At 66.3% G+C, this 24,189-nt stretch carries 24 protein-coding genes, 1 tRNA gene and 2 pseudogenes; 16 read left to right on the forward strand and 11 right to left on the reverse strand.

Annotation, left to right across the window (positions count from 1 at the left end; translation table 11 throughout):
* Nucleotides 1-131 precede the first annotated feature (131 nt).
* A tRNA-Glu gene (locus tag EZ304_RS17515) sits at nucleotides 132-206 on the reverse strand.
* Between the two features lie 52 nt (nucleotides 207-258).
* Between EZ304_RS17515 and pcnB the strand changes: the two genes are divergently transcribed.
* The 7 genes and pseudogenes from pcnB (at nucleotide 259) to pgi (ending at nucleotide 6,357) form a co-directional block, all read left to right on the forward strand.
* Nucleotides 259-1,638: a polynucleotide adenylyltransferase PcnB gene (pcnB, locus tag EZ304_RS17520; protein ID WP_099554321.1), complete on the forward strand. Its 1,380-nt coding sequence runs from the start codon at nucleotides 259-261 to the stop codon at nucleotides 1,636-1,638.
* 3 nt (nucleotides 1,639-1,641) lie between these two features.
* Entirely contained in the window at nucleotides 1,642-2,127 is a 486-nt protein-coding gene (gene folK / locus EZ304_RS17525) for a 2-amino-4-hydroxy-6-hydroxymethyldihydropteridine diphosphokinase (protein ID WP_099554261.1), read from the forward strand.
* A gap of 34 nt (nucleotides 2,128-2,161) precedes the next feature.
* Nucleotides 2,162-2,977, forward strand: a complete 816-nt coding sequence (gene panB, locus EZ304_RS17530) for a 3-methyl-2-oxobutanoate hydroxymethyltransferase (RefSeq protein WP_099554258.1) — start codon at nucleotides 2,162-2,164, stop codon at nucleotides 2,975-2,977.
* Nucleotides 2,974-3,813, forward strand: coding sequence for a pantoate--beta-alanine ligase (panC, locus tag EZ304_RS17535; protein WP_099554257.1), 840 nt, complete (start codon nucleotides 2,974-2,976; stop codon nucleotides 3,811-3,813). The genes panB and panC overlap by 4 nt, the downstream gene beginning before the upstream one ends.
* Before the next feature lie 66 nt (nucleotides 3,814-3,879).
* Complete coding sequence (locus EZ304_RS17540) at nucleotides 3,880-4,377, forward strand: hypothetical protein (RefSeq protein ID WP_142807717.1); 498 nt, start codon at nucleotides 3,880-3,882, stop codon at nucleotides 4,375-4,377.
* An 87-nt stretch (nucleotides 4,378-4,464) separates the two neighbouring features.
* Nucleotides 4,465-4,845, forward strand: a complete 381-nt coding sequence (panD, locus tag EZ304_RS17545) for an aspartate 1-decarboxylase (RefSeq protein WP_005409061.1) — start codon at nucleotides 4,465-4,467, stop codon at nucleotides 4,843-4,845.
* A pseudogene (pgi, locus tag EZ304_RS17550) lies at nucleotides 4,842-6,357 on the forward strand (glucose-6-phosphate isomerase). The gene panD and the pseudogene pgi overlap by 4 nt, the downstream one beginning before the upstream one ends.
* A gap of 102 nt (nucleotides 6,358-6,459) precedes the next feature.
* Here pgi and EZ304_RS17555 read toward each other — a convergent pair.
* Nucleotides 6,460-7,023, reverse strand: coding sequence for a response regulator transcription factor (locus tag EZ304_RS17555; RefSeq protein ID WP_005409063.1), 564 nt, complete (start codon nucleotides 7,021-7,023; stop codon nucleotides 6,460-6,462).
* On the reverse strand, nucleotides 7,020-8,246 hold the full coding sequence (locus EZ304_RS17560) for an ATP-binding protein (RefSeq protein WP_142807718.1): 1,227 nt from the start codon (nucleotides 8,244-8,246) through the stop codon (nucleotides 7,020-7,022). Before EZ304_RS17560 ends, EZ304_RS17555 begins: the two co-directional genes overlap by 4 nt.
* Before the next feature lie 114 nt (nucleotides 8,247-8,360).
* Here EZ304_RS17560 and ispG point away from each other — a divergent pair, with 114 nt between their 5' ends.
* The 3 genes from ispG (at nucleotide 8,361) to EZ304_RS17575 (ending at nucleotide 11,205) form a co-directional block, all read left to right on the forward strand.
* Entirely contained in the window at nucleotides 8,361-9,626 is a 1,266-nt protein-coding gene (gene ispG / locus EZ304_RS17565) for a flavodoxin-dependent (E)-4-hydroxy-3-methylbut-2-enyl-diphosphate synthase (RefSeq protein WP_099554248.1), read from the forward strand.
* The gene (locus tag EZ304_RS17570) at nucleotides 9,607-10,356 is read left to right on the forward strand and encodes a phosphatase PAP2 family protein (protein WP_099554246.1); all 750 of its coding nucleotides are present in this window, start codon (nucleotides 9,607-9,609) and stop codon (nucleotides 10,354-10,356) included. Before ispG ends, EZ304_RS17570 begins: the two co-directional genes overlap by 20 nt.
* A 201-nt stretch (nucleotides 10,357-10,557) precedes the next feature.
* Entirely contained in the window at nucleotides 10,558-11,205 is a 648-nt protein-coding gene (locus EZ304_RS17575; RefSeq protein ID WP_006432784.1) for a response regulator, read from the forward strand.
* A gap of 329 nt (nucleotides 11,206-11,534) precedes the next feature.
* Here the strand turns inward: EZ304_RS17575 and eda are convergent, their stop codons facing one another.
* The 5 genes from eda to zwf form a co-directional block, all read right to left on the reverse strand.
* Entirely contained in the window at nucleotides 11,535-12,194 is a 660-nt protein-coding gene (gene eda, locus EZ304_RS17580; protein WP_142807719.1) for a bifunctional 4-hydroxy-2-oxoglutarate aldolase/2-dehydro-3-deoxy-phosphogluconate aldolase, read from the reverse strand.
* A gap of 205 nt (nucleotides 12,195-12,399) precedes the next feature.
* Nucleotides 12,400-14,316: a phosphogluconate dehydratase gene (gene edd / locus EZ304_RS17585; protein WP_142807720.1), complete on the reverse strand. Its 1,917-nt coding sequence runs from the start codon at nucleotides 14,314-14,316 to the stop codon at nucleotides 12,400-12,402.
* A 57-nt stretch (nucleotides 14,317-14,373) separates the two neighbouring features.
* Nucleotides 14,374-15,096, reverse strand: a complete 723-nt coding sequence (gene pgl, locus EZ304_RS17590) for a 6-phosphogluconolactonase (RefSeq protein WP_142807721.1) — start codon at nucleotides 15,094-15,096, stop codon at nucleotides 14,374-14,376.
* Nucleotides 15,093-16,100, reverse strand: coding sequence for a glucokinase (gene glk, locus EZ304_RS17595; RefSeq protein ID WP_142807722.1), 1,008 nt, complete (start codon nucleotides 16,098-16,100; stop codon nucleotides 15,093-15,095). The genes pgl and glk overlap by 4 nt, the downstream gene beginning before the upstream one ends.
* Entirely contained in the window at nucleotides 16,097-17,533 is a 1,437-nt protein-coding gene (gene zwf / locus EZ304_RS17600) for a glucose-6-phosphate dehydrogenase (protein ID WP_142807723.1), read from the reverse strand. Before zwf ends, glk begins: the two co-directional genes overlap by 4 nt.
* A gap of 352 nt (nucleotides 17,534-17,885) precedes the next feature.
* On the opposite strand from zwf, the gene EZ304_RS17605 reads away from it, so the two are divergent.
* Nucleotides 17,886-18,968, forward strand: coding sequence for an ABC transporter ATP-binding protein (locus tag EZ304_RS17605; protein ID WP_142807724.1), 1,083 nt, complete (start codon nucleotides 17,886-17,888; stop codon nucleotides 18,966-18,968).
* An 89-nt stretch (nucleotides 18,969-19,057) separates the two neighbouring features.
* On the opposite strand, the gene EZ304_RS17610 is transcribed toward EZ304_RS17605, so the two are convergent.
* Nucleotides 19,058-19,420: a hypothetical protein gene (locus EZ304_RS17610; protein ID WP_142807725.1), complete on the reverse strand. Its 363-nt coding sequence runs from the start codon at nucleotides 19,418-19,420 to the stop codon at nucleotides 19,058-19,060.
* A complete protein-coding gene (locus tag EZ304_RS17615) occupies nucleotides 19,417-19,848 on the reverse strand; it encodes a hypothetical protein (RefSeq protein ID WP_142807726.1) in 432 nt (143 codons plus the stop codon). Before EZ304_RS17615 ends, EZ304_RS17610 begins: the two co-directional genes overlap by 4 nt.
* A gap of 260 nt (nucleotides 19,849-20,108) precedes the next feature.
* Here EZ304_RS17615 and ugpC point away from each other — a divergent pair.
* Nucleotides 20,109-20,300: pseudogene (gene ugpC / locus EZ304_RS17620) on the forward strand (sn-glycerol-3-phosphate ABC transporter ATP-binding protein UgpC); the annotation flags it as partial.
* Between the two features lie 134 nt (nucleotides 20,301-20,434).
* On the opposite strand, the gene EZ304_RS17625 reads toward ugpC, so the two are convergent.
* Nucleotides 20,435-21,310, reverse strand: a complete 876-nt coding sequence (locus tag EZ304_RS17625; protein WP_142807727.1) for a YgfZ/GcvT domain-containing protein — start codon at nucleotides 21,308-21,310, stop codon at nucleotides 20,435-20,437.
* Nucleotides 21,311-21,349: 39 nt separating this feature from the next.
* Here EZ304_RS17625 and EZ304_RS17630 point away from each other — a divergent pair, with 39 nt between their 5' ends.
* Genes EZ304_RS17630 through sdhA form a run of 4 tightly spaced genes read left to right on the forward strand, consistent with a single transcriptional unit; the run spans nucleotide 21,350 to nucleotide 24,174 of the window.
* Nucleotides 21,350-21,520, forward strand: coding sequence for a DUF1674 domain-containing protein (locus EZ304_RS17630; RefSeq protein ID WP_005409075.1), 171 nt, complete (start codon nucleotides 21,350-21,352; stop codon nucleotides 21,518-21,520).
* A gap of 56 nt (nucleotides 21,521-21,576) precedes the next feature.
* Entirely contained in the window at nucleotides 21,577-21,969 is a 393-nt protein-coding gene (gene sdhC / locus EZ304_RS17635) for a succinate dehydrogenase, cytochrome b556 subunit (protein WP_099554228.1), read from the forward strand.
* On the forward strand, nucleotides 21,966-22,352 hold the full coding sequence (sdhD, locus tag EZ304_RS17640; protein ID WP_099554226.1) for a succinate dehydrogenase, hydrophobic membrane anchor protein: 387 nt from the start codon (nucleotides 21,966-21,968) through the stop codon (nucleotides 22,350-22,352). The genes sdhC and sdhD overlap by 4 nt, the downstream gene beginning before the upstream one ends.
* Before the next feature lie 31 nt (nucleotides 22,353-22,383).
* Nucleotides 22,384-24,174 (forward strand): succinate dehydrogenase flavoprotein subunit, encoded by a 1,791-nt coding sequence (sdhA, locus tag EZ304_RS17645; RefSeq protein ID WP_099554224.1) that lies wholly within the window; start codon nucleotides 22,384-22,386, stop codon nucleotides 24,172-24,174.
* The last annotated feature ends 15 nt before the right edge of the window (nucleotides 24,175-24,189 follow it).

A 24,189-nucleotide genomic window follows, 5' to 3' on the forward strand; every position in this document is an offset into this window, starting at 1 on the left:
AGGGTGGCCGGCCCCCTCAAACGCAGGAAAAGGCAGGCGCCAAAGCGACCAAACCGATCGATGCCATTGCAAACCCCGGACAACAGAAAAGCCCGCACAAGGCGGGCTTTTTCGGTTCCTGCTGCGGCGACTGGCGCTCCCTAGGGGACTCGAACCCCTGTTTTAGCCTTGAGAGGGCCACGTCCTAACCACTAGACGAAGGGAGCGTAACTGTGTCGCTGCCGAGGCAGGAGCGCTAGTATATGCACCTCGATGCCATTGGGCAATCCCGAAACTTCAACCGGAAGCGCCAACATCATTTCCTCTGCTCCATCACCGTTCAGCCTGCGCGTCATCCCGCGCGACCAGCACACGATCTCCCGCAAGGACATCAGCCCGAACGCCCTGCGCGTGCTTTATCGCCTGCGCGATGCCGGCTTCGGCGCCTACCTTGTCGGCGGCGCGGTGCGCGACCTGCTGGTCAATGGCCAACCCAAGGATTTCGACGTGGCCACCGACGCCACGCCCGAACAGGTCAAGCAGCTGTTCCGCAACTGCCGCCTGATCGGCCGCCGCTTCCGCCTCGCCCACGTTGTGTTCGGCCGCGAGATCATCGAAGTCGCCACCTTCCGCGCCAACAGCGATGACGGCAGCGGCGACCGCGAGATGGAAAACGGCATGCTCGTGCGCGACAACGTGTACGGCACCATCGAAGACGACGCCGTCCGCCGCGACTTCACCTGCAACGCCCTGTACTACGCCATCGAGGATTTCTCGGTGCGTGACTACACCGGCGGCTTCGAAGACGTGCAGGCGCGCCTGATGAAGCTCATCGGCGACCCGGTGCAGCGCTACCAGGAAGACCCGGTGCGCATGCTGCGCGCCGTGCGCCTGGCGGCCAAGCTCGGCTTCCAGATCGAAGAGGGCACCGCCGCGCCGATCCCGCAGCTGGCCGGCCTGCTCAACGAAGCCGCACCGGCACGCCTGTTCGAGGAAGTGCTGAAGCTGTTCCTGTCCGGGCACGGCGTGGCCAGCTTCGAAGGCCTGGAGCGTTACGGTCTGCTGGACGTATTGTTCCCGGAAAGCGCAAAGGCGCTGAAGTCCAACCGCACCGGCGCGCTGCGCCGCATGCTGGTCGAGGGCCTGGCCAACACCGATGCACGCGTGGCCAACGACGAGCCGGTCTCGCCGGCGTTCCTGTTCGCGCTGCTGCTGTGGCCTGCGTTCTGCCGCGCGCAGGCGACCCTGCTCAAGCAGGGCGTGGCGCCGGAGGAGGCACAGCGTCGTGCTGCCGACCGTGTGACCGTGCAGCAGCTGAGCACCATCGCATTGCCGCGCCGCTTCTCGCTGCCGATGCAGGAAATCTGGCTGCTGCAGTCGCGCTTCGGCTCTCGCCAGCGCAAGCGCGTGTTCCGTACGCTCACCCACCCGCGCTTCCGCGCGGCGTTCGACTTCCTCAGCCTGCGCCAGGTGGCCTCGGCCGAGCACGCTGCCGATGTTGAATTCTGGCGTGAGGCACAGGCCCAGTCCGGCCGCGAGTTGGAATCGTCGCTGGATGCGATGCACAGCGAAGAGGGCGATGACGAGAACGGAGCACCGCGCAAGCGTCGCCGTCGTCGTCGCCGTCCGGGTGCCTCGGCCGGTGCGGCTGGCGAATAAGCCATGACGCCTGCGTGGATCGGCCTCGGCGCCAATCTCGGCGATGCGGCCACGACTGTCGGCGCGGCGATCACCGCGCTGGACGGCCTGCCCGGGACGCGTGTGCTGCAGGCCTCGCGCCTGTACGCAACGCCGGCCTGGGGCAATGAAGACCAGCCACCGTTCGTCAACGCGGTGGCCGCGGTCGAAACCTCACTGGCTGCCGATGGACTGCTGCAGGCGATGCTGGCGCTGGAGCAGCGCTTTGGGCGCGTACGTGATGCGGCGGTGCACTGGGGGCCGCGCGCGCTGGACCTGGACCTGCTGCTGTATGGCGCTCAGGTGCTTGACCTGCCCGGCCTGCAGGTGCCGCATCCCTACATGCACGAGCGCGCCTTCGTGTTGGTGCCGCTGGCCGAAATCGCGCCGGATCTGGCCATTCCCGGGCATGGCCGCGTGCGGGATGCAGTGATGCGGGTGGATGCCTGCGGGATCGCGCCGATAGGGTGATAATGCCCGGGTTATCTCCCCCGGTTATCAGCACATGAGCACCCACGCAGACAGCAAGCCCTGGACCGTTCCCGCCCTGGCCGAGGCCAAGCGCAATGGCCAGAAGCTGGTCATGTTGACCGCCTACGACGCTGGCTTCGCCCGCACCTTCGATGCCAATGGCATCGACCTGATCCTGATAGGCGATTCGCTGGGCATGGTCGTGCAGGGCCATGATTCGACCCTGCCGGTGACCGTGGCCGACATGGTCTACCACACTCGCGCCGTGGCCCGCGTGCTGCAGCGTGCACTGCTGGTGGCCGACCTGCCGTTCGGCGCCGATGCCACCCCGGAACGCGCGCTGGATGCCTCGCTGCAGCTGCTGCAGGCCGGTGCCGAGATGGTCAAGATCGAAGGTGCCGGTTTCAAGGTCGACATCATCCGCTACCTGGTCGAGCGCGAGATTCCGGTCTGCGCGCATCTGGGCCTGACCCCGCAGTCGGTGCTGCGCCTGGGCGGCTTCAAGATCCAGGGGCGTGGCGATGCCGCGCGCCAGCTGGTGGAGGATGCCAAGGCCGTGGCGGCCGCAGGCGCCAGCATCATGGTGCTCGAATGCGTGCCGACCCCGGTCGCTGCGGAAGTGACCGCGGCGGTGGATGTGCCGACCATCGGCATCGGTGCCGGCCCCCGGTGCGATGGCCAGGTGCTTGTGCTGCACGATTTCCTCGGCCTGGACAGTGGCCATCGCCGTCCCAAATTCGTCAAGGATTTCCTTGCCGAAGGCGGTTCGGTGGCCGGTGCCACCCGCGCCTATGCCGACGCTGTGCGCGACGGCAGCTTCCCCGACGAACAGCACGCCTACGCCCAATGATCCAGACCTTCAACGAGCTCGGCGCACTGCGCGGGCAGATCGCCCAGTGGAAGCGCGAGGGCCTGCGCGTGGCGCTGGTGCCGACCATGGGCAACCTGCATGGTGGCCACCATTCGCTGGTGACCCTGGCCCGCCAGTACGCCGACAGGGTGGTGGCCAGCATCTTCGTCAACCCGACCCAGTTCGGGCCGAACGAGGACTTCAGCCGCTACCCGCGCACGCCCGAGGCCGACGTGGCCGGGCTGGAGCAGGCCGGCTGCGATGCGGTGTGGCTGCCCAGCGTCGAGGCGATGTATCCGCTGGGCGTGGACAAGACCACGCAGATGCACGCGCCCGGCGTCAGTGAAGTGCTGGAAGGCGCCAGCCGACCGGGACACTTCGATGGCGTCTGCACGGTGGTGGCGCGCCTGTTCCTGCAGGTGCAGCCGGACGTGGCCGTGTTCGGCCGCAAGGACTACCAGCAGCTGGCGGTGATCCGGCAGATGGTGGCCGAGCTGTCGTTCCCGATCCAGATCGTCGGTGCTGACATCGTGCGCGACGAGGATGGCCTGGCCAAGAGTTCGCGCAACCAGTACCTGAGTGCCGATCAGCGCCCGGTCGCGACCAGCATCCACCGCACTCTGCTGGGAATGCGCGAAGGCTACGTGGCCGGGCAGGCACGTGATCGCATCGAGGCCGACGCCACGGCGGCATTGCAGGCGGCCGGTTTCCAGGTCGATTACGCGGTGCTGCGCACCCCTGAGCTGGCCGAACCGACCTTCGACGGCGGCGGCCGCGTGGCGCTGATCGCCGCGCGCCTGGGCACGACACGCCTGATCGACAACCTGGAATTCTGAGCCGCACCTGGCTCCCGGGCGCCCCCACGGGGCGCCTCTCGCCATCCCACGGACGGGAGACTGGAAATGAAAGAACCGAACACTGAGGCGGGTCGCCTCGCCCAGGCCTCGATCCTGGCGGTGCTGGCGGCAGGCATGTTGCCGGCCCAGCTGTTCGGCGGCCTGTTGTTCGCACTCGAGTTCACGCGCACGCCGGTACCTGCGCTCACCGGCGGGGGGCTGATGTTCGTGCTGGCGGCCTGCAACGCGATTGCCGTGCTGCTGCCGATGGCGTTGATCCAGCAGTCTCAGCAACGCCTGCGCCGGGTGGGTTTCCTGCTGGTCGGTTTCGGGCTGGGCGCGCTGGCCATGGCCACCTGCGCCTGGCCGGGCGCGGACAATGGTCCACTGCTGCAGCGCCTGCGCTATGTCGACACCTTCGACGTGATCAGCTACGCCCTGCAGGTGCTGGCTGCGGGGGGCTTCGGCCTGGTCGCCGGGCTGGCCTTCCATACGGTGTTCCGGCTGTCACTGGAGGGCAGTTCCGGGCATGCCGCGCCGCCGCCGCCGGGCGAGGGCGCCTGAACGGCCTTCAGCGTCCTGCAGCCGCCCCCTGACGATGGCCAAGCGGGTGCTAGAATCCGCTCTTTCCTTTGCCGTTGCAGCGCCCCCATGCACCTGTCCCTGCTCAAGACCAAGATCCACCGCGCCACCGTCACCCATTCCGAGCTGAACTACGAAGGCTCGATCGCCATCGATGACAACCTGCTGGCTGCCACCGGCATCCGCGAGTTCGAGCAGGTGCACATCTGGGACGTGACCAATGGTGCGCGCTTCTCGACCTATGCCATCCGCGCCGAAGCCGGCAGCGGCGTTGTCTCGCTCAACGGTGGCGCTGCGCGCCACGTGCAGGTTGGTGACATCATCATCATTGCCGCGTTCGCCAGCATGACCGAGCAGGAAGCCGACAGCTTCAAGCCGAAGCTGGTGTACGTTGATGGCAAGAACCAGATCACCCACACCAACGACACGATCCCGACCCAGGCCGCATGACAACGAACAACGGATTCGACTCGCTGCATTCCCACGCCCAGCGCCTGAAGGGCGCAAGCATCCCCAGCCTTCTCGCCGCCGAGCCCGGCCGCGTGCAGGACCTGGCGCTGCGGGTCGGTCCGTTGTACGTCAATTTCGCCCGGCAGAAATACGATGCCGCGGCGTTGCAGGCATTGCTGGCTTTGGCCGCCGAACGTGATGTCGGCGGTGCCATCACGCGCCTGTTCCGTGGTGAGCAGGTGAATCTGACCGAAGGTCGCGCCGCACTGCACACCGCACTGCGCGGCGACGTGGTTGATGCGCCGGTTGCCGCCAAGGCCTATGCCACCGCGCGCGAAATCCGCCAGCGCATGGGCGTGCTGGTGCGCGCGCTGGAAGACAGCGGCGTCACCGACGTGGTCAGCGTCGGCATCGGCGGTTCCGATCTCGGTCCGCGCCTGGTCGCCGATGCGCTGCGCCCGGTCAGCGGTGCGCGCCTGCGTGTGCATTTCGTGTCGAATGTGGACGGCGCCGCCATGCAGCGCACGCTGGCTACGCTGGATCCGGCCAGGACCGCTGGCATCCTGATCTCCAAGACCTTCGGCACCCAGGAAACCCTTCTCAACGGCCAGATCCTGCACGACTGGCTGGGTGGCAGCGAGCGCCTGTACGCGGTCAGCGCCAATCCGGAACGTGCGGCCAAGGCGTTCGCCATTGCCGCCGATCGCGTGCTGCCGATGTGGGACTGGGTGGGGGGGCCGTTATTCGCTGTGGTCGGCGGTTGGTTTCCCGATCGCGCTGGCCATTGGTTTCGAGCGTTTCGAGCAGCTGCTGGAAGGTGCTGCGCAGATGGATGCGCATGCACTGGATGCGCCGCTGGAGCGCAATCTGCCGGTGCTGCACGGCCTGACCGACATCTGGAACCGCAACCTGCTGGGTCATGCCACGCATGCGGTGATGACCTACGACCAGCGCCTGGCGCTGTTGCCGGCCTACCTGCAGCAGCTGGTGATGGAAAGCCTGGGCAAGCGCGTGCAGCGTGACGGCCAGCCGGTCACCACCGATACCGTGCCGGTGTGGTGGGGCGGGGCAGGTACCGACGTGCAGCACAGTTTCTTCCAGGCGCTGCACCAGGGCACCAGCATCGTTCCGGCCGATTTCATCGGCTGCGTGCACAACGATGATCCGTACACGATCAATCACCAGGCGTTGCTGGCCAACCTGCTGGCGCAGACCGAAGCGCTGGCCAATGGCCAGAGCAGCGATGATCCGCACCGCGATTATCCGGGGGGCCGCCCGAGTACGCTGATCCTGCTCGACGCGCTGACCCCGCAGGCGCTGGGCGCGTTGATCGCCATGTACGAACACGCGGTGTACGTGCAGTCGGTGATCTGGAACATCAATGCCTTCGACCAGTTCGGTGTTGAACTGGGCAAGCAGCTGGCCAGTGGCCTGTTGCCGGCGCTGCAGGGCGAGGATGTGGCGGTTGCCGATCCGATGACCCGCGAGATCCTGGCGCAGTTGAAGCGCTGATGCCCTGGTAGTGCCGGCCGCTGGCCGGCATTCCGGCGATGCGCCCGCCGTTCATGGGGTTGCCGGCCAGCGGCCGGCACTACCGGTGGACGGCGTGGCGTCTCACCGGCTCGGGTCGCGTTCCGGGCTCGGCCGCTTGGCCAGCTTGCGCTGCAGCGAACGCCGGTGCATGCCGAGCAGGCGTGCGGCCGCCGAGACATTGCCGCCGGTTTCGTGCATCGCCTGCTGGATGTGTTCCCACTGCAGGCGGCTGATCGGCGTCATCGCGTCGGGCACTTCCATTTCGCCATCGTCGGCCGGGCCGTCATCCTCCTCGCCCAGAGCGCGCAGGATCATCGGGACCGTGGCCGGCTTTGGCAGATAGTCGTCGGCCCCGAGCTTGATCGCTTCCACCGCGGTGGCGATGCTGGCGTAGCCGGTGACCAGCAGGATCCGCATGTCCGCGCGCAGGGCACGTAACGGCTGGATCAGCGCCAGGCCGGAGTCGCTGCCCAGCTTCAGGTCGATCAGGGCGAACGCCGGCGGGTGCTGGCGGGCCAATGCCAGCGCGCTGGCCGCATCCTGCGCGGTCTGCGTTTCAAGCCCCTTGCGGGCCAGGCTGCGCTGCAGGGTGCGCAGATACAGTTCGTCGTCGTCGACCAGCAGGCCGAGGGTTGAGGCGCTCATGGGGTTTCCTCGCGTGGGGCCAGCGGCAGGCGGAAGCCGACGCGGCTGCCGGCCCCCTGGGCCGGGCGCATCCACATCTCGCCGTCGAGGCGTTCGATCGTGGCATGGGACAGGGCCAGGCCGACGCCCATGCCTTCACTCTTGCTGCTGCCGAACAGCTTGCCCGGCAGTACCGCGGCGCGGGCATTGAAGCCGTGGCCGTAGTCGCGGACTTCGCCGATCAGGTCGTCGCCTTCGATGCGCAGGTCCAGGTCCACGCGCGGCCGGCCGGCCTGTTCGCCGGCATCGGCGGCATTGTTGAGCAGGACCATCAGCAGGTGGCCCACGCCCGGATCAAGCGGCAGCCGCAGCGGTGCATCGTCGTTGCGGTGCAGATCGATGGTCGGACGCACCAGGCGCCACTGCTCGAGCACCTGCTGGGCGCTGGAATGGCTGCGTCCGGGCGCATCGGCCGAGGCAGGTGCAGCCAGCGCCAGCACGCGCTCGCGGCACTGCACCAGCAGCTCGCGCAGCGTTTCCATGTCCTCGCGTACTTCCGGTTCTTCACTGCGCTCGGCCACGTCGTCGGCGAGCAGGGTCATGGTCGCCAGCAGTGTGTTCAGTTCATGCGCCACCGAAGCGGCATGGGTGGCCAGGGCGACGATGCCTTCGTTGCGGGCGAAGCGTTCGCGCAGTGCCGACAGCTCCAGTTCGCGCTGGCGCAGCGCCAGCGCCAGCCGGGTGGAGAAGGCCAACACCACTGCGGCAGAAATCAGGAAGTTGGCGACCACGCCCCAGCGGTTGAGGTCCTGTGCGCGGAAGTAGCCGTCCGGCAGGGGCTGGCCGAAGATGCCGCTGCTGGCGTAGCCGAGCAGGCAGGCCAGTGCCACCGCCAGCGCCCAGCGCAGGGGCAGGGCGAATGCGGCCAGTGCGATCAGGATCAGGAACAGCGAACTGAACGGATTGGCCATGCCGCCACTCCAGCCCACCATCCAGGTCAGGATGATCACGTCCACCAGGATGTGGCCGAACGCGGTCAGCGGCGCGGTGTCGGCTGCTTCCGGACGCAGCTGGGTGTAGATGTTGAACAGGGCCAGCACCGCCACGCCGGCCCACAGTGGAAGCTGCGGCAACGGCAGCCCCAACACCCAGGTGGCGACCAGGATGGTGGCGGCCTGGCCGCCTACGGCAAGCCAGCGCAGGCTGCACAGGGTACGGAGAAACGGGGCGTCGGGACCGGTCATGCACGCTCATCGTATGCGTTCACGCGTGCACGTGCCTGCGACAATCGGCCGCAGCCGTGCCGCCGGCTGAATGCGAGTCACCCCGAATGCTGGGCCGGGCGGTAGAATGCGCCCATGCACGACGCCGTCACCCGCCCGACTCCGCCCTCCGATGCCACTGCCTGGCCGCGCCGCCAGACCCATGCCGTCCAGATCGGCGGGGTCACCGTGGGTGGAGGCAAGCCGGTGGTGGTGCAGTCGATGACCAATACCGACACCTCCGACGTCGCCTCCAGCGTGAAGCAGGTGGCTGAGCTGTGGCGTGCCGGTTCGGAGATGGTGCGATTGACCGTCAACACCGTTGAGGCCGCCGCCGCCATTCCGCGCATCGTCGACAAGCTGGCGATGATGGGCATCGACGTGCCGCTGATCGGTGATTTCCACTACAACGGCCATCAGCTGCTGACCGCCGAACCCGCGTGTGCCGAAGCACTGGCCAAGTACCGCATCAACCCGGGCAACGTCGGCTTCGGCAAGAAGAAGGACCTGCAGTTCGCCCAACTGATCGAGTTCGCGATCCGCTACAACAAGCCGGTGCGCATCGGCGCCAACTGGGGCTCGCTGGACCAGGCCCTGGCGGCGAAGCTGATGGACGAGAACAACCTGCGCGAACAGCCCTGGGACGCCGGCCGCGTGCTGCGCGAGGCGCTGATCCGCTCGGCGCTGGATTCGGCCGAGCAGGCGGTGGAACTGGGCCTGCCGCGCGATCGCATCGTGCTGTCGGCCAAGGTCAGTGGCGTGCAGGAGCTGATCGCGGTGTACCGCGACCTGGCGCAGCGCTCCGACTTCGCCCTGCACCTGGGCCTGACCGAAGCGGGTATCGGCAGCAAGGGCATCGTGGCATCGTCCGCGGCGCTGAGCGTGCTGCTGCAGGAAGGCATCGGTGACACCATCCGCATCTCGCTGACCCCGGAACCGGGCCAGTCGCGCACGCAGGAAGTGATCGTCGCCCAGGAACTGCTGCAGACCACGGGCCAGCGCGCCTTCACGCCGCTGGTCACGGCCTGCCCGGGTTGCGGCCGCACCACCTCCGAGTTCTTCCAGGAGCTGGCCAAGGTGGTGCAGAACCACGTGCGCGAGAAGATGCCGCTGTGGAAGATCCACCACCCGGGTGCGGAAAACATGACCCTGGCGGTGATGGGCTGCATCGTCAACGGGCCGGGCGAGTCGCGTCATGCCAACATCGGCATCTCGCTGCCGGGCACGGGTGAAACGCCTGCGGCGCCGGTATTCGTCGATGGCGAGAAGAAGGTGACCCTGCGTGGCGACAACATCGCCCAGGAGTTCGTCGCCCTGATCGACGATTACGTCGAACACACGTATGTCCGAAGCGCCGGATAAGCCTGCGATCCTCGCTGCACCGGAGTCCGCCTCCGGTTTCCGCCACTGGATGGCGCGCAACGCCTGGCGCCTGGTCCTGCTGTTCGGTGGCGTGCTGCTGCCGCTGGCGGGCTTTGTTGCCCTGGCCGACGAAGTGCACGAATTTGAATCGTTCCATTTCGACGCACCCCTGCTGTGGCAGATGCATGGCCTGCATTCGCCGTGGCTGGACCGCTTCTTCGTGCTCATTTCGAAACTGGGCTATGAGTGGTTCCTGATCCCGGCAGACGTGCTGATCATCGGCGCGCTGCTGGGCTACCGGCGCTGGCGTGAGGCGACCTTCGTCGCGGTCAGCTTCGTGGGGTCGGCGCTGCTGAACATGGGCAGCAAGCAGTTCTTCCAGCGCCAGCGCCCCAGCCTGTGGGAATCGATCGCGCCGGAATCGACATTCAGTTTCCCCAGTGGGCATGCGATGGGTTCGATGACCCTGGCGGTCACCCTGGTGCTGCTGGCCTGGAACACCCGCTGGCGCTGGCCGGTACTGATGCTGGCGCCCGCGTTCAGCCTGTTGGTCAGCGTGTCGCGGGTCTACCTGGGGGTGCACTACCCCTCCGACATCCTGGCCGGATGGTGTGCGGCGCTGGTTTGGGTGGTAGGGTGCTATCTGGTCATGTTCAGTCGCCGGCACCCATGGCGACGTCACGGCTCGCCGCCAGCGAAGGCCAGCGAAGCATCATCACAGGGGGATTGACGTGGATGGCCCTTCCGGGACGTCTACGTGATAGATCAGTTGTTTCGTTGCAGCAGGTTCTGCAAGACAGGGGGCAAGCACAACGCGCGGTACTGTGATGCGCAAGGCAGATTGCCGGGGTCGCATTCCGAACGCGCTTGCAGGGGTATCGGCACCCTGCCTAGCTTGACCTGCAATGGCCGCATTCGAAGAGGTACGTGAATGACGATTCGAGTCTACCTGGTGGATGACCACGCGCTGGTCCGCACCGGTATGAAGATGATTCTGTCGGGGGAAACCGACATCGAGGTGGTGGGCGAAGCCGAGACCGGCGAGGACGCGCTGCGCGAGGTCCGCCAGCTGTTGCCGGACGTGGTGCTGTGCGATCTGCATCTGCCGGGCGTGAGCGGCATGGAAGTGACCGAGCGCATCGTCCGCAGCCACCGCAATACCCGCGTGGTGATCGTGTCGGTACTGGAAGACGGCCCGCTGCCCAAGCGCCTGCTCGAAGCCGGCGCGGCCGGTTACATCGGCAAGGGCTGCGATGCGCAGGAACTGCTGCGTGCGGTGCGTGATGTGGCGGCCGGTCGGCGCTACCTGGGCACCAGCATCGCGCAGAATCTGGCGCTGTCGACGGTGGAGGGCAATGGTTCGCCGTTCGACAGCCTGTCGCCGCGCGAGCTGGAGGTGGCGCTGCTGCTGACCCAGGGCCTGCGCCAGGAAGACATCGCGCGGCGCCTGAGCCTGAGTGCGAAGACGGTGAACACGCACAAGGCGCGGTTGTTCGAGAAGATGGGGATTCACGACAACATCGCGTTGGCGCGGATGGCGAGCCAGTACGGGCTGGTGGATCCGGCACGGCCGCTGTAAGGGGTTCGGCCAACGGCGAAGCCCCTCGCGATGCGCGGCAGGATTCGTGGGGTTGGCCCTGCGGAGGGATTGCGCAGGGGACGCCGTGAATCCATCCCTGGAGGCTCGGGCGCGCCATCCATGGCGCTTACGCCCCTGCGCAATCCCTCCGCAGGGCCACGGACAGGTTCCGTGCGCCGCTACCACGGAATGAAGAAGGAAGAGCAGGAGCGGGTCGCGCGCTTTGCGCGCTCGTTGCTCGGGGTCGGATCCCTTTCCCGGCGGGAAAGGCTCTGACCCCTGATGATGCCGGAGCCGAGCATGGGCTCGGCTCTACACCTTTGTCGGGCTCAGTGGCCGCGCACGCGCTGGATGATCCTGGCGGCGTCTGCGGCGCTGGCGCGCACCTTGTCCCATTCGCCGTTGGCGATCCAGTTGCCCGGCACCATCCACGAACCGCCGATGCAGACCACGTTCTTCTGCTCGAGGTATTCGGCGGCGGTGTTTTCGGTGATGCCGCCGGTCGGGCACAGCTTCAGGTCCGCCACCGGGCCGGCCAGACCCTTGATCATTGCCAGCCCACCCACGGCCGTGGCCGGGAACAGCTTGCACACGCGGAAGCCGCGGACGTAGAGCGACAGCAGCTCGGTCGGCGTGGCCGCACCCGGCACCACCGGTAGCGGAGCAGCGGCCAGTGCGTCGGCCAGTACCGGCGGCGTACCCGGGGTCACCAGGAAGTCCGCGCCCGCATCGATCGACTGCTGCATCTGCTCCACGGTCAGCACCGTACCGGCACCCACCACCACGTCCGGCAGCTCACGCTTGAGCATCGCCAGCGCTTCCATCGCCACCGGCGTACGCAGCGTCAGCTCGATGGCCGGCAAACCACCTTCCAGCAGCGCCGCACTGACCGCACGCGCCTGGTCCAGCGTATGAATCGTCACCACCGGCAGGATGCCCGCCGCATGCAACAGCTCCGCCGCCTTCACCTGATGTTGTTCGATACCCATGCTTTTGCCCTTGCCTTTGCTCTTCTTGATTCAGTGGCCGCAGCGCAAATGACGCGCCGGGAATTGTCCAAGGGCAGTAGAGCGCCCTGGCCGGGACCGTGAGCGGCATGGATGCCGCGATCGAGCCCCCATGGATGGGTTTACGGCGTGTCCCGGCCAGGGCGCTCTACTGCCCAAGCCGGGAAGCCTGCCGCGGCTTTTCGCTTCAGGCGTCCTTCGCCTCGTGCGGCGCCGCCGCCGCCGCGGCATCGTGCCCCAGCTCGTATTCCGCGTCGTACTCCCACGGCCCGCCATCGGCCGCCGCCGGCCCGCACGAAATCGAAATCGCGCCCTGGTCGGCCGGACCCACCACGCGACGGTTGATCGCGAACAGATTGCGGCCCAGGTCATGCGCGGCCGGTGCGGTGTTCGGTGCCAGCGGACGTGCGGCCCATTCCGCCGCATCGACCAGCACTTCCAGCGTGCCGGCTTCGCCATCCAGGCGGATCATGTCGCCCTCGCGGACCTTGGCAAGCGGGCCACCGCGCGCCGCTTCCGGTGTCACGTGGATCGCCGCTGGGATCTTGCCCGAGGCACCGGACAGGCGCCCGTCGGTGACCAGCGCCACGCGCCGGCCCTGGTTCTGCAGCAGGCCCAGCAGCGGCGCCAGCGAATGCAGTTCCGGCATGCCGTTCGCACGCGGGCCCTGGTAACGCACCACCGCCACGAAATGCTCGGGCAGCAGGCCACCGGCGTGCAGCTTGTTCAACACCTGCGGTGCATCGACCACCACCGCCGGTGCTTCGATCGTGCGGTACTGCGGCTTCACCGCCGACAGCTTGATCAGCGACTTGCCGAGGTTGCCGCGCAGCAGGCGCAGGCCACCCTGGTGCTCGAACGGGTTGTCGACGCCGCGCACCACTTCGTCATCGGCGCTGCGTTCCAGGCCCGGCAGATAGACCAGCTGGCCATCGCGCAGCTGCGGTTCGCGTGCGTAGTCGGCCATGCCGCCGCGCGCCACGCTGACCAGATCGCCGTGCATCAGGCCGGCCTTGATCAGCTCGCCGAACACGAACGCCGGGCCACCGGCAGCCGCGAAGCGGTTCACGTCGGCCTCGCCGTTCGGATAGACGCGGGCCAGCAGCGGGATCAGCTGTGATAGTTCGTCGAAGTCGTCCCAGGTCAGCACGATGCCGGCCGCACGCGCCACCGCGATCCAGTGGATGGTGTGGTTTGTGGAACCGCCGGTGGCCATCAGCGCGATGACTGCGTTGATGATCGCGCGCTCGTCGATGATCCGGCCCAGCGGACGGAAGTCGTCAGCGAGCGCGGTGATGTCCAGTGCACGTTCGGTCGCTTCGCGGGTCAGCGCGTCGCGCAGCGGCGTGCCCGGATTGACGAACGACGCGCCCGGCAGCTGCACGCCCATTGCTTCCAGCAGCACCTGGTTGGAGTTGGCCGTGCCGTAGAAGGTGCAGGTGCCGGCGCCGTGGTACGACGCGGACTCGGCTTCCAGCAGTTCTTCGCGGGTGGCTTCGCCGGCGGCGTAGCGCTCGCGCACTTCGGCTTTCTGCTTGTTGGGGATGCCCGGGGTCATCGGGCCGGCCGGCACGAACACCGCCGGCAGATGGCCGAACGCCAGCGCACCGATCAGCAGGCCGGGCACGATCTTGTCGCAGACGCCGAGGTAGACGGTGGTATCGAACATGTCATGGCTGAGGCCGATCGCCGTGGCCTGGGCAATGACATCGCGCGAGAACAGCGACAGTTCCATGCCGCCGCGGCCCTGGGTGACGCCGTCGCACATCGCCGGAACGGCGCCGGCCACCTGTGCAGTGGCGCCCAGCTCGCGGGCGATCTCGCGGATCTGCTCGGGATAGGTCTCGAACGGCTGGTGCGCCGACAGCATGTCGTTGTAGGCGGTGATGATGCCCAGGTTGGGCGTCACGCCGCCGCGCAGGCGGCTTTTGTCGGTGCCGCCGCAGGCGGCGAACCCGTGCGCGAGGTTGCCGCAGCTCAGGCGGCTGCGGAACGGGCCCTCGCGCAGGGAGGCGTCGATCGCGGCCAGATAGGCGGCACGCGAGGCGGCGCTGCGGCGGATGACGCGCTCAGTGATGGCTTGCAGTTGCGGATGGAGGCTCATTGGCTACCGGCGTTCGTGGTGGCGAGAGGCAAGCGGCGGCATGCGCCGCCGCCAACATCAATCAGCCCAGTGGACGCGCAGGCGCGCGCCGTCCAGGTTGATCGCATTGAGGATCGGGTACTGCTGGGCGTCATTGCTGTCCAGCGCCTGGCGCAGTACCTGCAGCTTCTGCTTGCCGCGCAGCAGCAGCAGGCGCTGGCGGCACTGGCGCAGGCCATGCGGGGTCAGCGTGATGCGCAGCGGCCACTGGTTCGCACCCGGGCAGCCGGTGGCATCCAGCGCGGCATAGGGCAGGGTGCTTTCCAGTGCGCGGGCCAGGTCCTTCGAGCCCGGGAACAGCGAGGCCGTGTGGCCGTCGTTGCCCATGCCAAGTGCCACCAGGCTCGGCGGCTGGCTGTGCTGGGCCTGCAGGTTGGCGGTATAGACGCATTCCGGCAGCGGCTTGCCGATGCGTACCAGCGGATCGAAGTGGGCGCCTTCGGCGCGCTTGAGCAGGTGCTCGCGCACCAGCCAGGCATTGCTGTCGCGATCCTGCGGCGACAGCCAGCGCTCGTCGGCCAGGCTCACCTCCACGCGGTCCCAGTGCACGTCCAGTTCGGCCAGTGCCTGGTACACCGGCGCCGGCGTGGTGCCGCCTGACAGCAGGATGCGCGCGCGGCCCACTTCATTGATGTCGTGGCTGAGGGTCTGCGCCATCTCGGCGGCCACCGCTTCGATCCAGCCATCGGCATCGCCGTGGTGGATGAACTCGATGCGGTCGTCGTGGAAGGTGGGGCTCATGCGGCAACTCCTGGTGCGTCACGTTCGGCGTCGGCGGCATAGGCGGCGGCGCCCAGCAGCCCGGCGTGGGGGTGCATCACCGCCAGCGACAGTACCCGCGCCATGATCGAAGAGAACCGCCCCTTGTGTTCGAAGCGCTGGCGGAACCCGGAGTGCTGCAGCGAATCGAGCATCTTCGGGGTCAGTCCGCCGGTGAGGAACATGCCGTCCCAGGCGCCCTGGGTCAGTACCAGGTCGCCGGCGATGGCGCCGAACACGGCGCAGAACACATCGACCGTGCGCATCGCTTGCGGATCACCGTGCAGGGCACGGGCGGTCACGTCCACCGGCTGCAGCTGGCCCGGGTCGATGCCGGCCATCTCGCACACGGCGCGATGGATGTTGACCAGGCCGGGGCCGCAGATCAGCCGCTCGTTGGAGACGCGGCCGAACTGCTCGGACAGGATCTCCAGGATGCGGATCTCCTCCGGGGTTCCGGGCGGGAAGCTGACATGGCCGCCTTCGGTTTCCAGCGGGTAGCAGCGCCCATGGCGCAGGATCAGGCCGCCGACACCCAGGCCGGTACCCGGACCGATCACTGCGTAGTTGCGCGGCTGGCCCGGCTTGCCTGGTACCCAGGCAGCGCCGCCGACCTGGACCACGTCATCGGGTTGCAGCAGCGAGATCGCCATCGCCTGCGCGGCGAAGTCATTGATCAGGTGCAGTTCGTTGAAACCCAGCATCGCTGCGGTGCGGCTGCGCGAGATCACCCACGGATGGTTGGTGATGCGGGCTTCATCGCCATCGACACGGCCGGCCACCGCGAACACGCCGCGGCTGGCGGCAGCGCCGATCTGCTCAAGGTGGTGGCGGGCCGCATCGCCGAGCGACGGGAACTCCGCCACGGCGTATTCGCGGATGCTCTCCTTCAGCAATGGCGCGTCCAGCGAGGTGTCGGCCAGGGCGAAGCGGGCGTTGGTGCCACCGATGTCGGCGACCAGCACCGGCTGCGAGCTTGCACTCATGCCGACGCTCCGCTGTCCGGCGCGTCCACGCCCTGCGGCAGGAACTCGCCCGCATTGCTCGGACCCCATTGGCCAGCCGGGTAGGGCTCCAGCGGCAGCTTGGCGTCCTTCCATGCGTCAGCGACGCTGTCGATCCAGGCCCACGCTGCGCGCACTTCGTCATCGCGCACGAACAGGGTGTGGTTGCCGTTGAACGCATCCAGGAACAGGCGTTCGTACGCGATGCGGCGATGCAGGCCGGTCGGCACCGACAGTTCCAGTTCCAGCGGATGCAGTTCCAGTGCCCCCCATTCCGGGCCGGCCAGGCTGCTCATCAGGCCCAGTTCGATGTTCTCCTGCGGCTGCAGCTGGAACACCAGGCGGTTCGGTGCTGCCTGTGCGCGCTGCGGGCGCTCGAACAGCCAGTGGGTGACCGGCTTCAGCGTGACCACCACGCGGGTGGTGCGTTCGGGCAGGCGCTTGCCGGTGACCAGGTGGAACGGCACGCCGCTCCAGCGCCAGTTGTCGATATGCGCGGTGACGCCGGCGAAGGTTTCCACGTCGCTGCCTTCCGGCGGCTGGTAGGCCTGCGCCGGCTGGCCGTTGATGGTGCCGGCGGTGTAACGGCCACGGATGCTGTCACGCGCGGCGTGCTTGGCATCGAGCGGGCGCAGCGCCCGCAGCACCTTGACCTTCTCGTCGCGGATGCGGTCGGCTTCCAGCGACGCCGGCGGCTCCATCGCCACCATGCACAGCAGCTGCAGGATGTGGCTCTGGACCATGTCGCGCAGCGCGCCGGAGCGGGCGTAGTAGGCGTCGCGGCCGTCCACGCCTTCGCTCTCGGCCACCAGGATGTGCACCGATTCGATGTAGTTGCGGTTCCACACCGCTTCCAGCAGCGTGTTGCCGAAGCGCAGCGCGATCAGGTTCTGCACCGCCGCCTTGCCCAGGTAGTGGTCGAGGCGGAATACGCGGTCCTCGTCGATCCACTGGCCGATGGTGCTGATGATTTCCTCGGCACTCTCGCTGTCGCTGCCGATCGGCTTCTCCAGCATCAGGCGTGCCGGCGCGGCGAGGGCGCCGCCCTTGGCCAGGCCTTCGCAGGTGGAGATGTACAGGCCCGGCGGAATGGCCAGGTAGCTGACGCACTTGCGGTGCACCAGGTCGGAGACCGCGGCGGCGACCGAGTCGACATCGCGCAGGTCCACCGAACGGTAGTCGATGCGGCGCAGCAGGCCGTTGATGTCCTCCTGCGAGGCCATCGGCATGGCCTGCTGCAGGCGCGGCCGCAGGATGTCATGGAAGGCTTCGGTGTCATGCCCGGACAGGGCCAGCGCACGGATGCGGAAGTCCTCCGGCAGCAGGCCGTCGCCAAGCAGGCGAAGCAGCGAAGGGAACAGGTAGCGCTGGGCCAGATCACCTGTGGCACCGAACAGGAAGAGGGTGTCGTGCATCGCTCGAGTTTCAGATCCGGGTGACATCGTTGTCAATCGCTTCATGGCTGGGTTCGGGGGACATCCGCGCAACTGCCTGTCCGAGGTTCGTCGGGGGCGTTCTACCGGGCACCGGAAGACCGTTCCATTCGAAACCACTGCCTCGGCGGAAGCTTCGTTCCACCGCCGACGCAGATCGGTGCGCACCGATCATCGGATAGTGCCACGTGAAAACGTTTACATGGCAGAATGGGCAACTGTATTCGATTGCAGTGCTCGCCGCCATGCGGCAAGCGCGCAATCATCACTGCCATCGGGAGGGCCGAGGCAGTCCCAAAAGACAGCCCGGCTTCGGGCGGACCGGATAGGTGATATGGCAAAAGTGCAGTTGCAGGGTGTGCGCAAGGTCTATGACAACGGCCAGGTCGCGGTGAAGGACGCCACCTTCGAGGTCGCCGACGGCGAGCTGATGGTGCTGGTCGGCCCGTCCGGCTGTGGCAAGTCGACCCTGCTGCGGATGGTGGCTGGCCTGGAGGAGATCAGCGGCGGCACGCTGAGCATCGGCGACCGCGTGGTCAACGACGTGGCACCGAAGGACCGCGACATCGCCATGGTGTTCCAGAGCTACGCGCTGTACCCGCACATGACCGTTGCCGAGAACCTGGCCTTCGGCCTGAAGCTGCGCGGCCATGACAAGGCCACCATCGACAAGCGCATCGCCGAGGCGGCGCAGACGCTGGGCCTGACCGAGATGATGGACAAGCTGCCCAAGGCGATGTCCGGTGGCCAGCGCCAGCGTGTTGCGCTGGGCCGTGCGCTGGTGCGCGAGCCGGCGGTGTTCCTGCTTGACGAGCCGCTGTCCAATCTGGATGCCAAGCTGCGCCACAGCGTGCGTACCGAAATCGCGCAGCTGCACCGCAAGCTGGGTACCACCATGATCTACGTGACGCACGATCAGGTGGAAGCGATGACCCTGGGCCAGCGCATCGTGGTGCTGAAGGACGGCATCATCCAGCAGATCGATACGCCGATGGCGCTGTACGACCGCCCGGCCAACCTGTTCGTGGCCGGCTTCCTCGGCAGCCCGGCGATGAACGTACTGCGTGGCACGCTGCAGGGCGATGCCGGTGGCGTGACCGTGGTCGACGGCGACTGGCGTGCGCCGCTGGGCCAGGCCACGATCGATCCGGCGTGGCTGCAGAAGCCGATCGCGGTGGGTGTGCGACCGGAACACCTGCAGCCGGCGGCCGCCGATGATGCGCATGCGTTCAGCGCGCGCATCGAAGGTATTGAACCGGTCGGCAACGAAATTTTCGTCAATCTGAGCAGCGGCCAGCATGCGCTGACCATGCGCGTGGCGCCGCAGACGCTGCCGGCGGTGGGCGAGCAGATCCGCGTGGCGATCCACCCGCAGGGCCTGCATTTCTTCAACCCGGAAACCGGCGAGCGCCTGTAACGCGGATCGCGCCGGGCACAGCCCGGCGGAATGTCTTCAGTGCAAGGCGCGGATTCTTCTATTGACTCAAATGTCGAAAGAGGGAGGGGCTATACAGAACCCGTCTTTAATCTGTTCATAAGATCTTCAAGGCTTTCTGTTCGAAATGCTTGAACTGTGGATATTATTAGCCACACAAGCGCGCCTGATAACGCAACGATGAATATTGCCCTCCATACATCTCCAGGTACGCCAAATGATTCTTTAAAGTTTGTCGTGAAAATTGTGGCGAGTAGGGTTATGAAGAGCGCTAGTGCGGTCTGCCAGTCCCTGCCTTTCTCGCTTCTTTTCTTGTGATTGGATATAAGTAGTTGGCATCGATCGCTCGTGATTATTATTATTTCCTGCGATGTATTCTGGTGAACTTTTTCAATGGCGACTTTGGCTGTTGGGTATCTGACGTTGTTGTTCATGGCAATGCTTCCATTGTGAACTGAACGCAGACGTGATGAGCGTTCTCGACGCGGCTGATTATTGCCGAAATGCAGAGATTCACGTCTATCTCCCTCGCGTTGCTGCCATCGCTATCTGATTCTTCTACCTTTAAATTGACAAATGGTGCAGCTTTGAGGAGCTCTGGTTCGATGCTGTTCCAGTTTGTTAGCGTTAGCAATCCGCCGGGGCCGTCTGGGTCTGGGCCTGATTCGGCTAGCCTTCGTTCCGAATTATCTTTGTTGTCGACTAGCTTTATGCGATAGGAGATGGTGTCTTCCATTAGTGTAAATGATATTTTCGCATCTTCTCCTGCGGGAATGAGTAGAGTCGATTGGTGTATCAGTTTTTTGTTTCCGATTTTTACATTTGTATTTGTTGGATTTACATCATGAATAGAATTTGACATTTTTATTGGTGTTGTTGGTGATTTTTATGCGGGAGTTTGGCGGCTATTTTTGTGATTTTATTATTTTGCGAATTTTTCGATATTTTGACTTGAAGTTGCCGTTGGTTCGCTGTTCTGGGAAGGGTGTATGGTTGACGTCTAATGTGACTTTGTCGAGATGCTTTGTGTGGGGTGTCGCGCCGATCAAGGTCGCACGGATGAGTCGGCTTGGTTTTTGGGTGTGATTCTGTCTAGGGGCACTCGTCGCGGGCTATTTGCAGGCCGTCGACGCGCTCATCGAAGGCATCGAGCCGGTCGGCAACGAAATCTTCGTCAACCTCAGCAGCGGCCAGCATGCGCTGACCATGCGCGTGGCGCCGCAGGCGTTGCCGGCGGTGGGCGAGGACATCCGCGTGGCGATCCACCCGCAGGGCCTGCATTTCTTCAACCCGGAATCCGGCGAGCGCCTGTAACCGGTAGTGCCGGCCGCTGGCCGGCAACTTCAACCCGGCGTGGTTGCCGGCCAGCGGCCGGCACTACCACTGCTCCGCCGAAGGCGCGCGGACCAGCGGTCCGCACCCACCGCGTGGATGAGTACCTTCCGGATTCAGCGCGCCAACCCATCCAGCAGCGGCACGCGCTGCGCGGTGGCATCACCCACCTGCAGGTCAGCATCACCGGCCTCCAGCGGCAGCACCGCCAGTGCCAGGTCGCCGGCCACGCTGGCGATCGTGCCCAGCGCGGCGCCGTCCTGCTGCACGCCATCGCCGGCCTGTGCCGGTGCTGCGGTATGCAGCAGCTGCACCGCACGCTTGGCCTTGCCGAGGAAGTGGGTGCGGGCAACGATTTCCTGGCCCGGGTAGCAGCCCTTCTTCACGCTGTAGCCGTTCAGGCGGTCCAGGCCCAGCTGCTGCGGGGTCCAGACTTCACGCTGGCTTTCTTCCAGGCGCGGCAGGCCGTAGCGCAGGTCGGCCTGGCGCCAGGCCAGAGCGAAAGCGGCCTCATCGGTTTCGCTGTCGGCGGCAAACGCTTCGGCGCCGCCAATGCGCAGGGTGCGCGGCAGTGCATCGCTGCCCAGGTCCAGTTCCCAGCCATCACCGGCAGCGTGCGCAATCGCGGCGTCGCTGGCGGCCTCGGGCGCGGTGAAGGCGCCGGCCACGGCCAGATCGCTGCGCACCTGCACCTTCACCTTGCGGCGGAACACGAAGCGCTGCAGTTGCGACGCAATCGCATCGGCATCGCCGTCGGCCAGTACCAGCATCACGTGCTCTTCGGCCAGCCGAAGCAGCTGGAACACTGCCAGGGTGCGGCCCTTGGCACTCAGCCAGGCACTCCACTGCCAGTGCAGCAGGGGCAGCGCGGTGACGTCGCTGCTGAACTGGGCGTGGGCGAAAACGGCCGCATCCGCACCCAGCAGGCTCAGCAGCTGGTGGCCGGGCAGGCGCGGATATCCGACGAAAGCAGGGGGCAGGTTGTCAGGCACGTGAACGAGGTCTAAAATTTGTGCGTTGCGAGACCGAACATGATAGGCCAAACAACCCCCACTCCCGACGACGAATCTGAAGCTCCGCTGGTCCCCGCGGCACCCGTGCCCGTGGAACAGGAAAAAGCAGAGGAATTCGGCGGCCGCGGCGGACTTGATCCGGTGCGGTACGGCGATTGGGAGAAAAACGGACGCTGCATCGATTTCTGATCAGCATTGAGCCAACGCGGCCGTGTGCCGCCCAGCCGAGACAACGAGCCCAGCGAATGGCGACCAGACAACGCCCACTTTCCCCGCACCTTCAGGTGTATCGCTGGCAGATTCAGATGGCCACCTCGATCCTGCATCGAGCCACTGGCGTCTTTCTGTCTGTTGGTGCCCTCATCATCGCCGCCGGCCTGCTGGCCCTGATGATGGGGCCCGAGTCCTGGAACTGCTTCACCGGCCATGCCGGGGCCTGGTATGGCCGCGTGTTCCTGTTCGCGTGGACATGGTCGTTCGCCTACCACCTGTGCAATGGCATCCGCCACATCGTGCAGGACTTCGCCATCGGCTTCCGCATCGCGACGTTCATCCGCAGCAGCTGGATGTCGGTCATCGGCAGCCTGGCGATCACCCTGGCCGTGTGGGCCTATGTGATGTTCGGAGGTGCCGCATGAGCAAGTTCCGTACCCCGCTGAAGAGCGTGCGTGGCCTGGGTTCGGCCAAGACCGGCACCGAGCACTTCGTGCATCAGCGTCTGACCGCTGCCGCGCTGGTGGTGCTGGGCATCTGGTTCCTGGTGTTCGTGCTGGGCCTGCTGGGCTCGGATTACGCGACCGCCACCGCTGCGATCGCCAAGCCGTGGAACGCGGTGCCGCTGATCGGTCTGCTGATCGCCATGTTCTGGCACGCGCAGCTCGGCCTGCAGGTCGTGCTGGAAGACTACATCCACGAATCGCTGCTGGCCCTGGTGCTGCAGACCGCGGTGAAGTTCGTCGCCGTGCTCGGCATGATCGTCAGTGTGTTTGCGGTGGGCCGCATCGCCCTCGGCGTTGCCTGAGCCCAGGCGCCAAGACAGGAATCCAGACTAGATGTCCGCTTACAAGATTACCGAACACAAGTACGACATGGTCGTGGTCGGCGCCGGCGGCGCCGGCCTGCGCGCCACGTTCGGCCTGGCCGCCAAGGGCCTGCAGACCGTGTGCCTGACCAAGGTCTTCCCGACCCGTTCGCACACCGTTGCCGCCCAGGGCGGTATCTCGGCCGCACTCGCCAACATGGGCGAGGACGACTGGCGTTACCACTTCTTCGACACCATCAAGGGTTCGGACTGGCTGGGTGACCAGGACGCCATCGAATACATGTGCCGTGAGGCCATTCCGGCAATCATCGAGCTCGAACACTACGGCGTGCCGTTCTCGCGCACCGCCGAGGGCAAGATCTACCAGCGTCCGTTCGGTGGCATGACCACCAAGTACGGTGAAGGCCCGGCGGCGCAGCGTACCTGCGCGGCGGCTGACCGTACCGGTCACGCGATGCTGCACACGCTGTACCAGCAGTCGCTCAAGCACGATGCGCGCTTCATGATCGAGTACTTCGCACTCGACCTGATCTTCGATGACGAAGGCGCCTGCCGCGGCGTGCTGGCCCTTGACATGTCCGACGGCACCCTGCATCTGTTCCGCGCCCAGGGCGTGGTGCTGGCCACCGGCGGTTACGGCCGTGCCTACTTCAGCGCCACCTCGGCGCATACCTGCACCGGTGACGGTGGCGGCCTGGCGATGCGTGCCGGCCTGGCCATGCAGGACATGGAGTTCGTGCAGTTCCATCCGACCGGCATCTACGGCGCCGGCTGCCTGATCACCGAGGGTGTCCGCGGTGAAGGTGGCATCCTGCGCAACAGCAGTGGCGAGCGCTTCATGGAACGCTACGCACCGCATTACAAGGACCTGGCCTCGCGCGACGTGGTCAGCCGTTCGATGACCATCGAGATCCGCGAAGGCCGCGGCGTCGGCGAGCACAAGGATCACATCCTGCTCGACCTGACCCACCTCGGCCCGGGCGTGATCGACGACAAGCTGCCGGGCATCGCCGAGAGCGCCCGCATCTTCGCTGGCGTCGACGTGCACAAGCAGCCGATTCCGGTCATTCCGACCGTGCACTACAACATGGGCGGCATCCCGACCAACTACCACGGTGAAGTGGTGCAGCGGGTCGGCGACAACGACAATGCCGTGGTGCCGGGCCTGTACGCCATCGGCGAAGCGGCCTGCGTGTCCGTGCATGGCGCCAACCGCCTGGGCTCGAACTCGCTGCTGGACCTGGTAGTGTTCGGTCGCGCGGTGGCCAACCGCTGCGCCGAGACCATCAAGCCGGGCGCGGCGCACAAGCCGCTGCCGGCCGATGCCTGCGACAAGGCGCTGGGGCTGCTGGACAAGCTGCGCCACGCCAACGGCGATACCCCGACCTCGGTCATCCGTGATCGCATGCAGCGCACCATGCAGGCCGACGCCGCCGTCTTCCGCACCAGCCAGACGCTGAAGGAAGGCTGCGAGAAGATGGACAAGATCTTCGACTCGTTCCAGGACGTGAAGGTCTCCGACCGTTCGCTGGTCTGGAACTCGGACCTGATCGAGACCTACGAGCTGAACAACCTGCTGCTCAACGCGGTGGCGACGATCAACTCGGCCGAACAGCGCAAGGAAAGCCGCGGCGCGCATGCGCACGAGGATTTCCCGGACCGCGACGACGTCAACTGGCAGAAGCACACCCTGGTCAGCGTCGACGAGAAGGGCAAGTGCAGCTTCGACTACCGTCCGGTGCACATGTACACGTTGACCGACGACGTGTCCGTGGTGCCGCCGAAGCCGCGCGTGTACTGATCCGACCCCGCCTAC

The sequence above is a fragment of the Stenotrophomonas maltophilia genome (assembly GCF_006974125.1).
In the GTDB taxonomy this organism is placed as follows: Bacteria; Pseudomonadota; Gammaproteobacteria; order Xanthomonadales; family Xanthomonadaceae; genus Stenotrophomonas; species Stenotrophomonas maltophilia_O.

Coding starts and splice junctions, on each gene's coding strand:
- pgl (WP_142807721.1), bottom strand. CDS start 15,096: ATGAGCCCCACCTTCCACGACGACCGCATCGAGTTCATCCACCACGGC.
- EZ304_RS17575 (WP_006432784.1), top strand. CDS start 10,558: ATGACGATTCGAGTCTACCTGGTGGATGACCACGCGCTGGTCCGCACC.
- sdhD (WP_099554226.1), top strand. CDS start 21,966: ATGAGCAAGTTCCGTACCCCGCTGAAGAGCGTGCGTGGCCTGGGTTCG.
- EZ304_RS17605 (WP_142807724.1), top strand. CDS start 17,886: ATGGCAAAAGTGCAGTTGCAGGGTGTGCGCAAGGTCTATGACAACGGC.
- EZ304_RS17570 (WP_099554246.1), top strand. CDS start 9,607: ATGTCCGAAGCGCCGGATAAGCCTGCGATCCTCGCTGCACCGGAGTCC.
- ispG (WP_099554248.1), top strand. CDS start 8,361: ATGCACGACGCCGTCACCCGCCCGACTCCGCCCTCCGATGCCACTGCC.
- EZ304_RS17540 (WP_142807717.1), top strand. CDS start 3,880: ATGAAAGAACCGAACACTGAGGCGGGTCGCCTCGCCCAGGCCTCGATC.
- EZ304_RS17630 (WP_005409075.1), top strand. CDS start 21,350: ATGATAGGCCAAACAACCCCCACTCCCGACGACGAATCTGAAGCTCCG.
- EZ304_RS17560 (WP_142807718.1), bottom strand. CDS start 8,246: ATGACCGGTCCCGACGCCCCGTTTCTCCGTACCCTGTGCAGCCTGCGC.
- EZ304_RS17615 (WP_142807726.1), bottom strand. CDS start 19,848: ATGTCAAATTCTATTCATGATGTAAATCCAACAAATACAAATGTAAAA.
- EZ304_RS17555 (WP_005409063.1), bottom strand. CDS start 7,023: ATGAGCGCCTCAACCCTCGGCCTGCTGGTCGACGACGACGAACTGTAT.
- EZ304_RS17610 (WP_142807725.1), bottom strand. CDS start 19,420: ATGAACAACAACGTCAGATACCCAACAGCCAAAGTCGCCATTGAAAAA.
- eda (WP_142807719.1), bottom strand. CDS start 12,194: ATGGGTATCGAACAACATCAGGTGAAGGCGGCGGAGCTGTTGCATGCG.
- sdhA (WP_099554224.1), top strand. CDS start 22,384: ATGTCCGCTTACAAGATTACCGAACACAAGTACGACATGGTCGTGGTC.
- glk (WP_142807722.1), bottom strand. CDS start 16,100: ATGAGTGCAAGCTCGCAGCCGGTGCTGGTCGCCGACATCGGTGGCACC.
- zwf (WP_142807723.1), bottom strand. CDS start 17,533: ATGCACGACACCCTCTTCCTGTTCGGTGCCACAGGTGATCTGGCCCAG.
- panD (WP_005409061.1), top strand. CDS start 4,465: ATGCACCTGTCCCTGCTCAAGACCAAGATCCACCGCGCCACCGTCACC.
- folK (WP_099554261.1), top strand. CDS start 1,642: ATGACGCCTGCGTGGATCGGCCTCGGCGCCAATCTCGGCGATGCGGCC.
- panB (WP_099554258.1), top strand. CDS start 2,162: ATGAGCACCCACGCAGACAGCAAGCCCTGGACCGTTCCCGCCCTGGCC.
- sdhC (WP_099554228.1), top strand. CDS start 21,577: ATGGCGACCAGACAACGCCCACTTTCCCCGCACCTTCAGGTGTATCGC.
- panC (WP_099554257.1), top strand. CDS start 2,974: ATGATCCAGACCTTCAACGAGCTCGGCGCACTGCGCGGGCAGATCGCC.
- edd (WP_142807720.1), bottom strand. CDS start 14,316: ATGAGCCTCCATCCGCAACTGCAAGCCATCACTGAGCGCGTCATCCGC.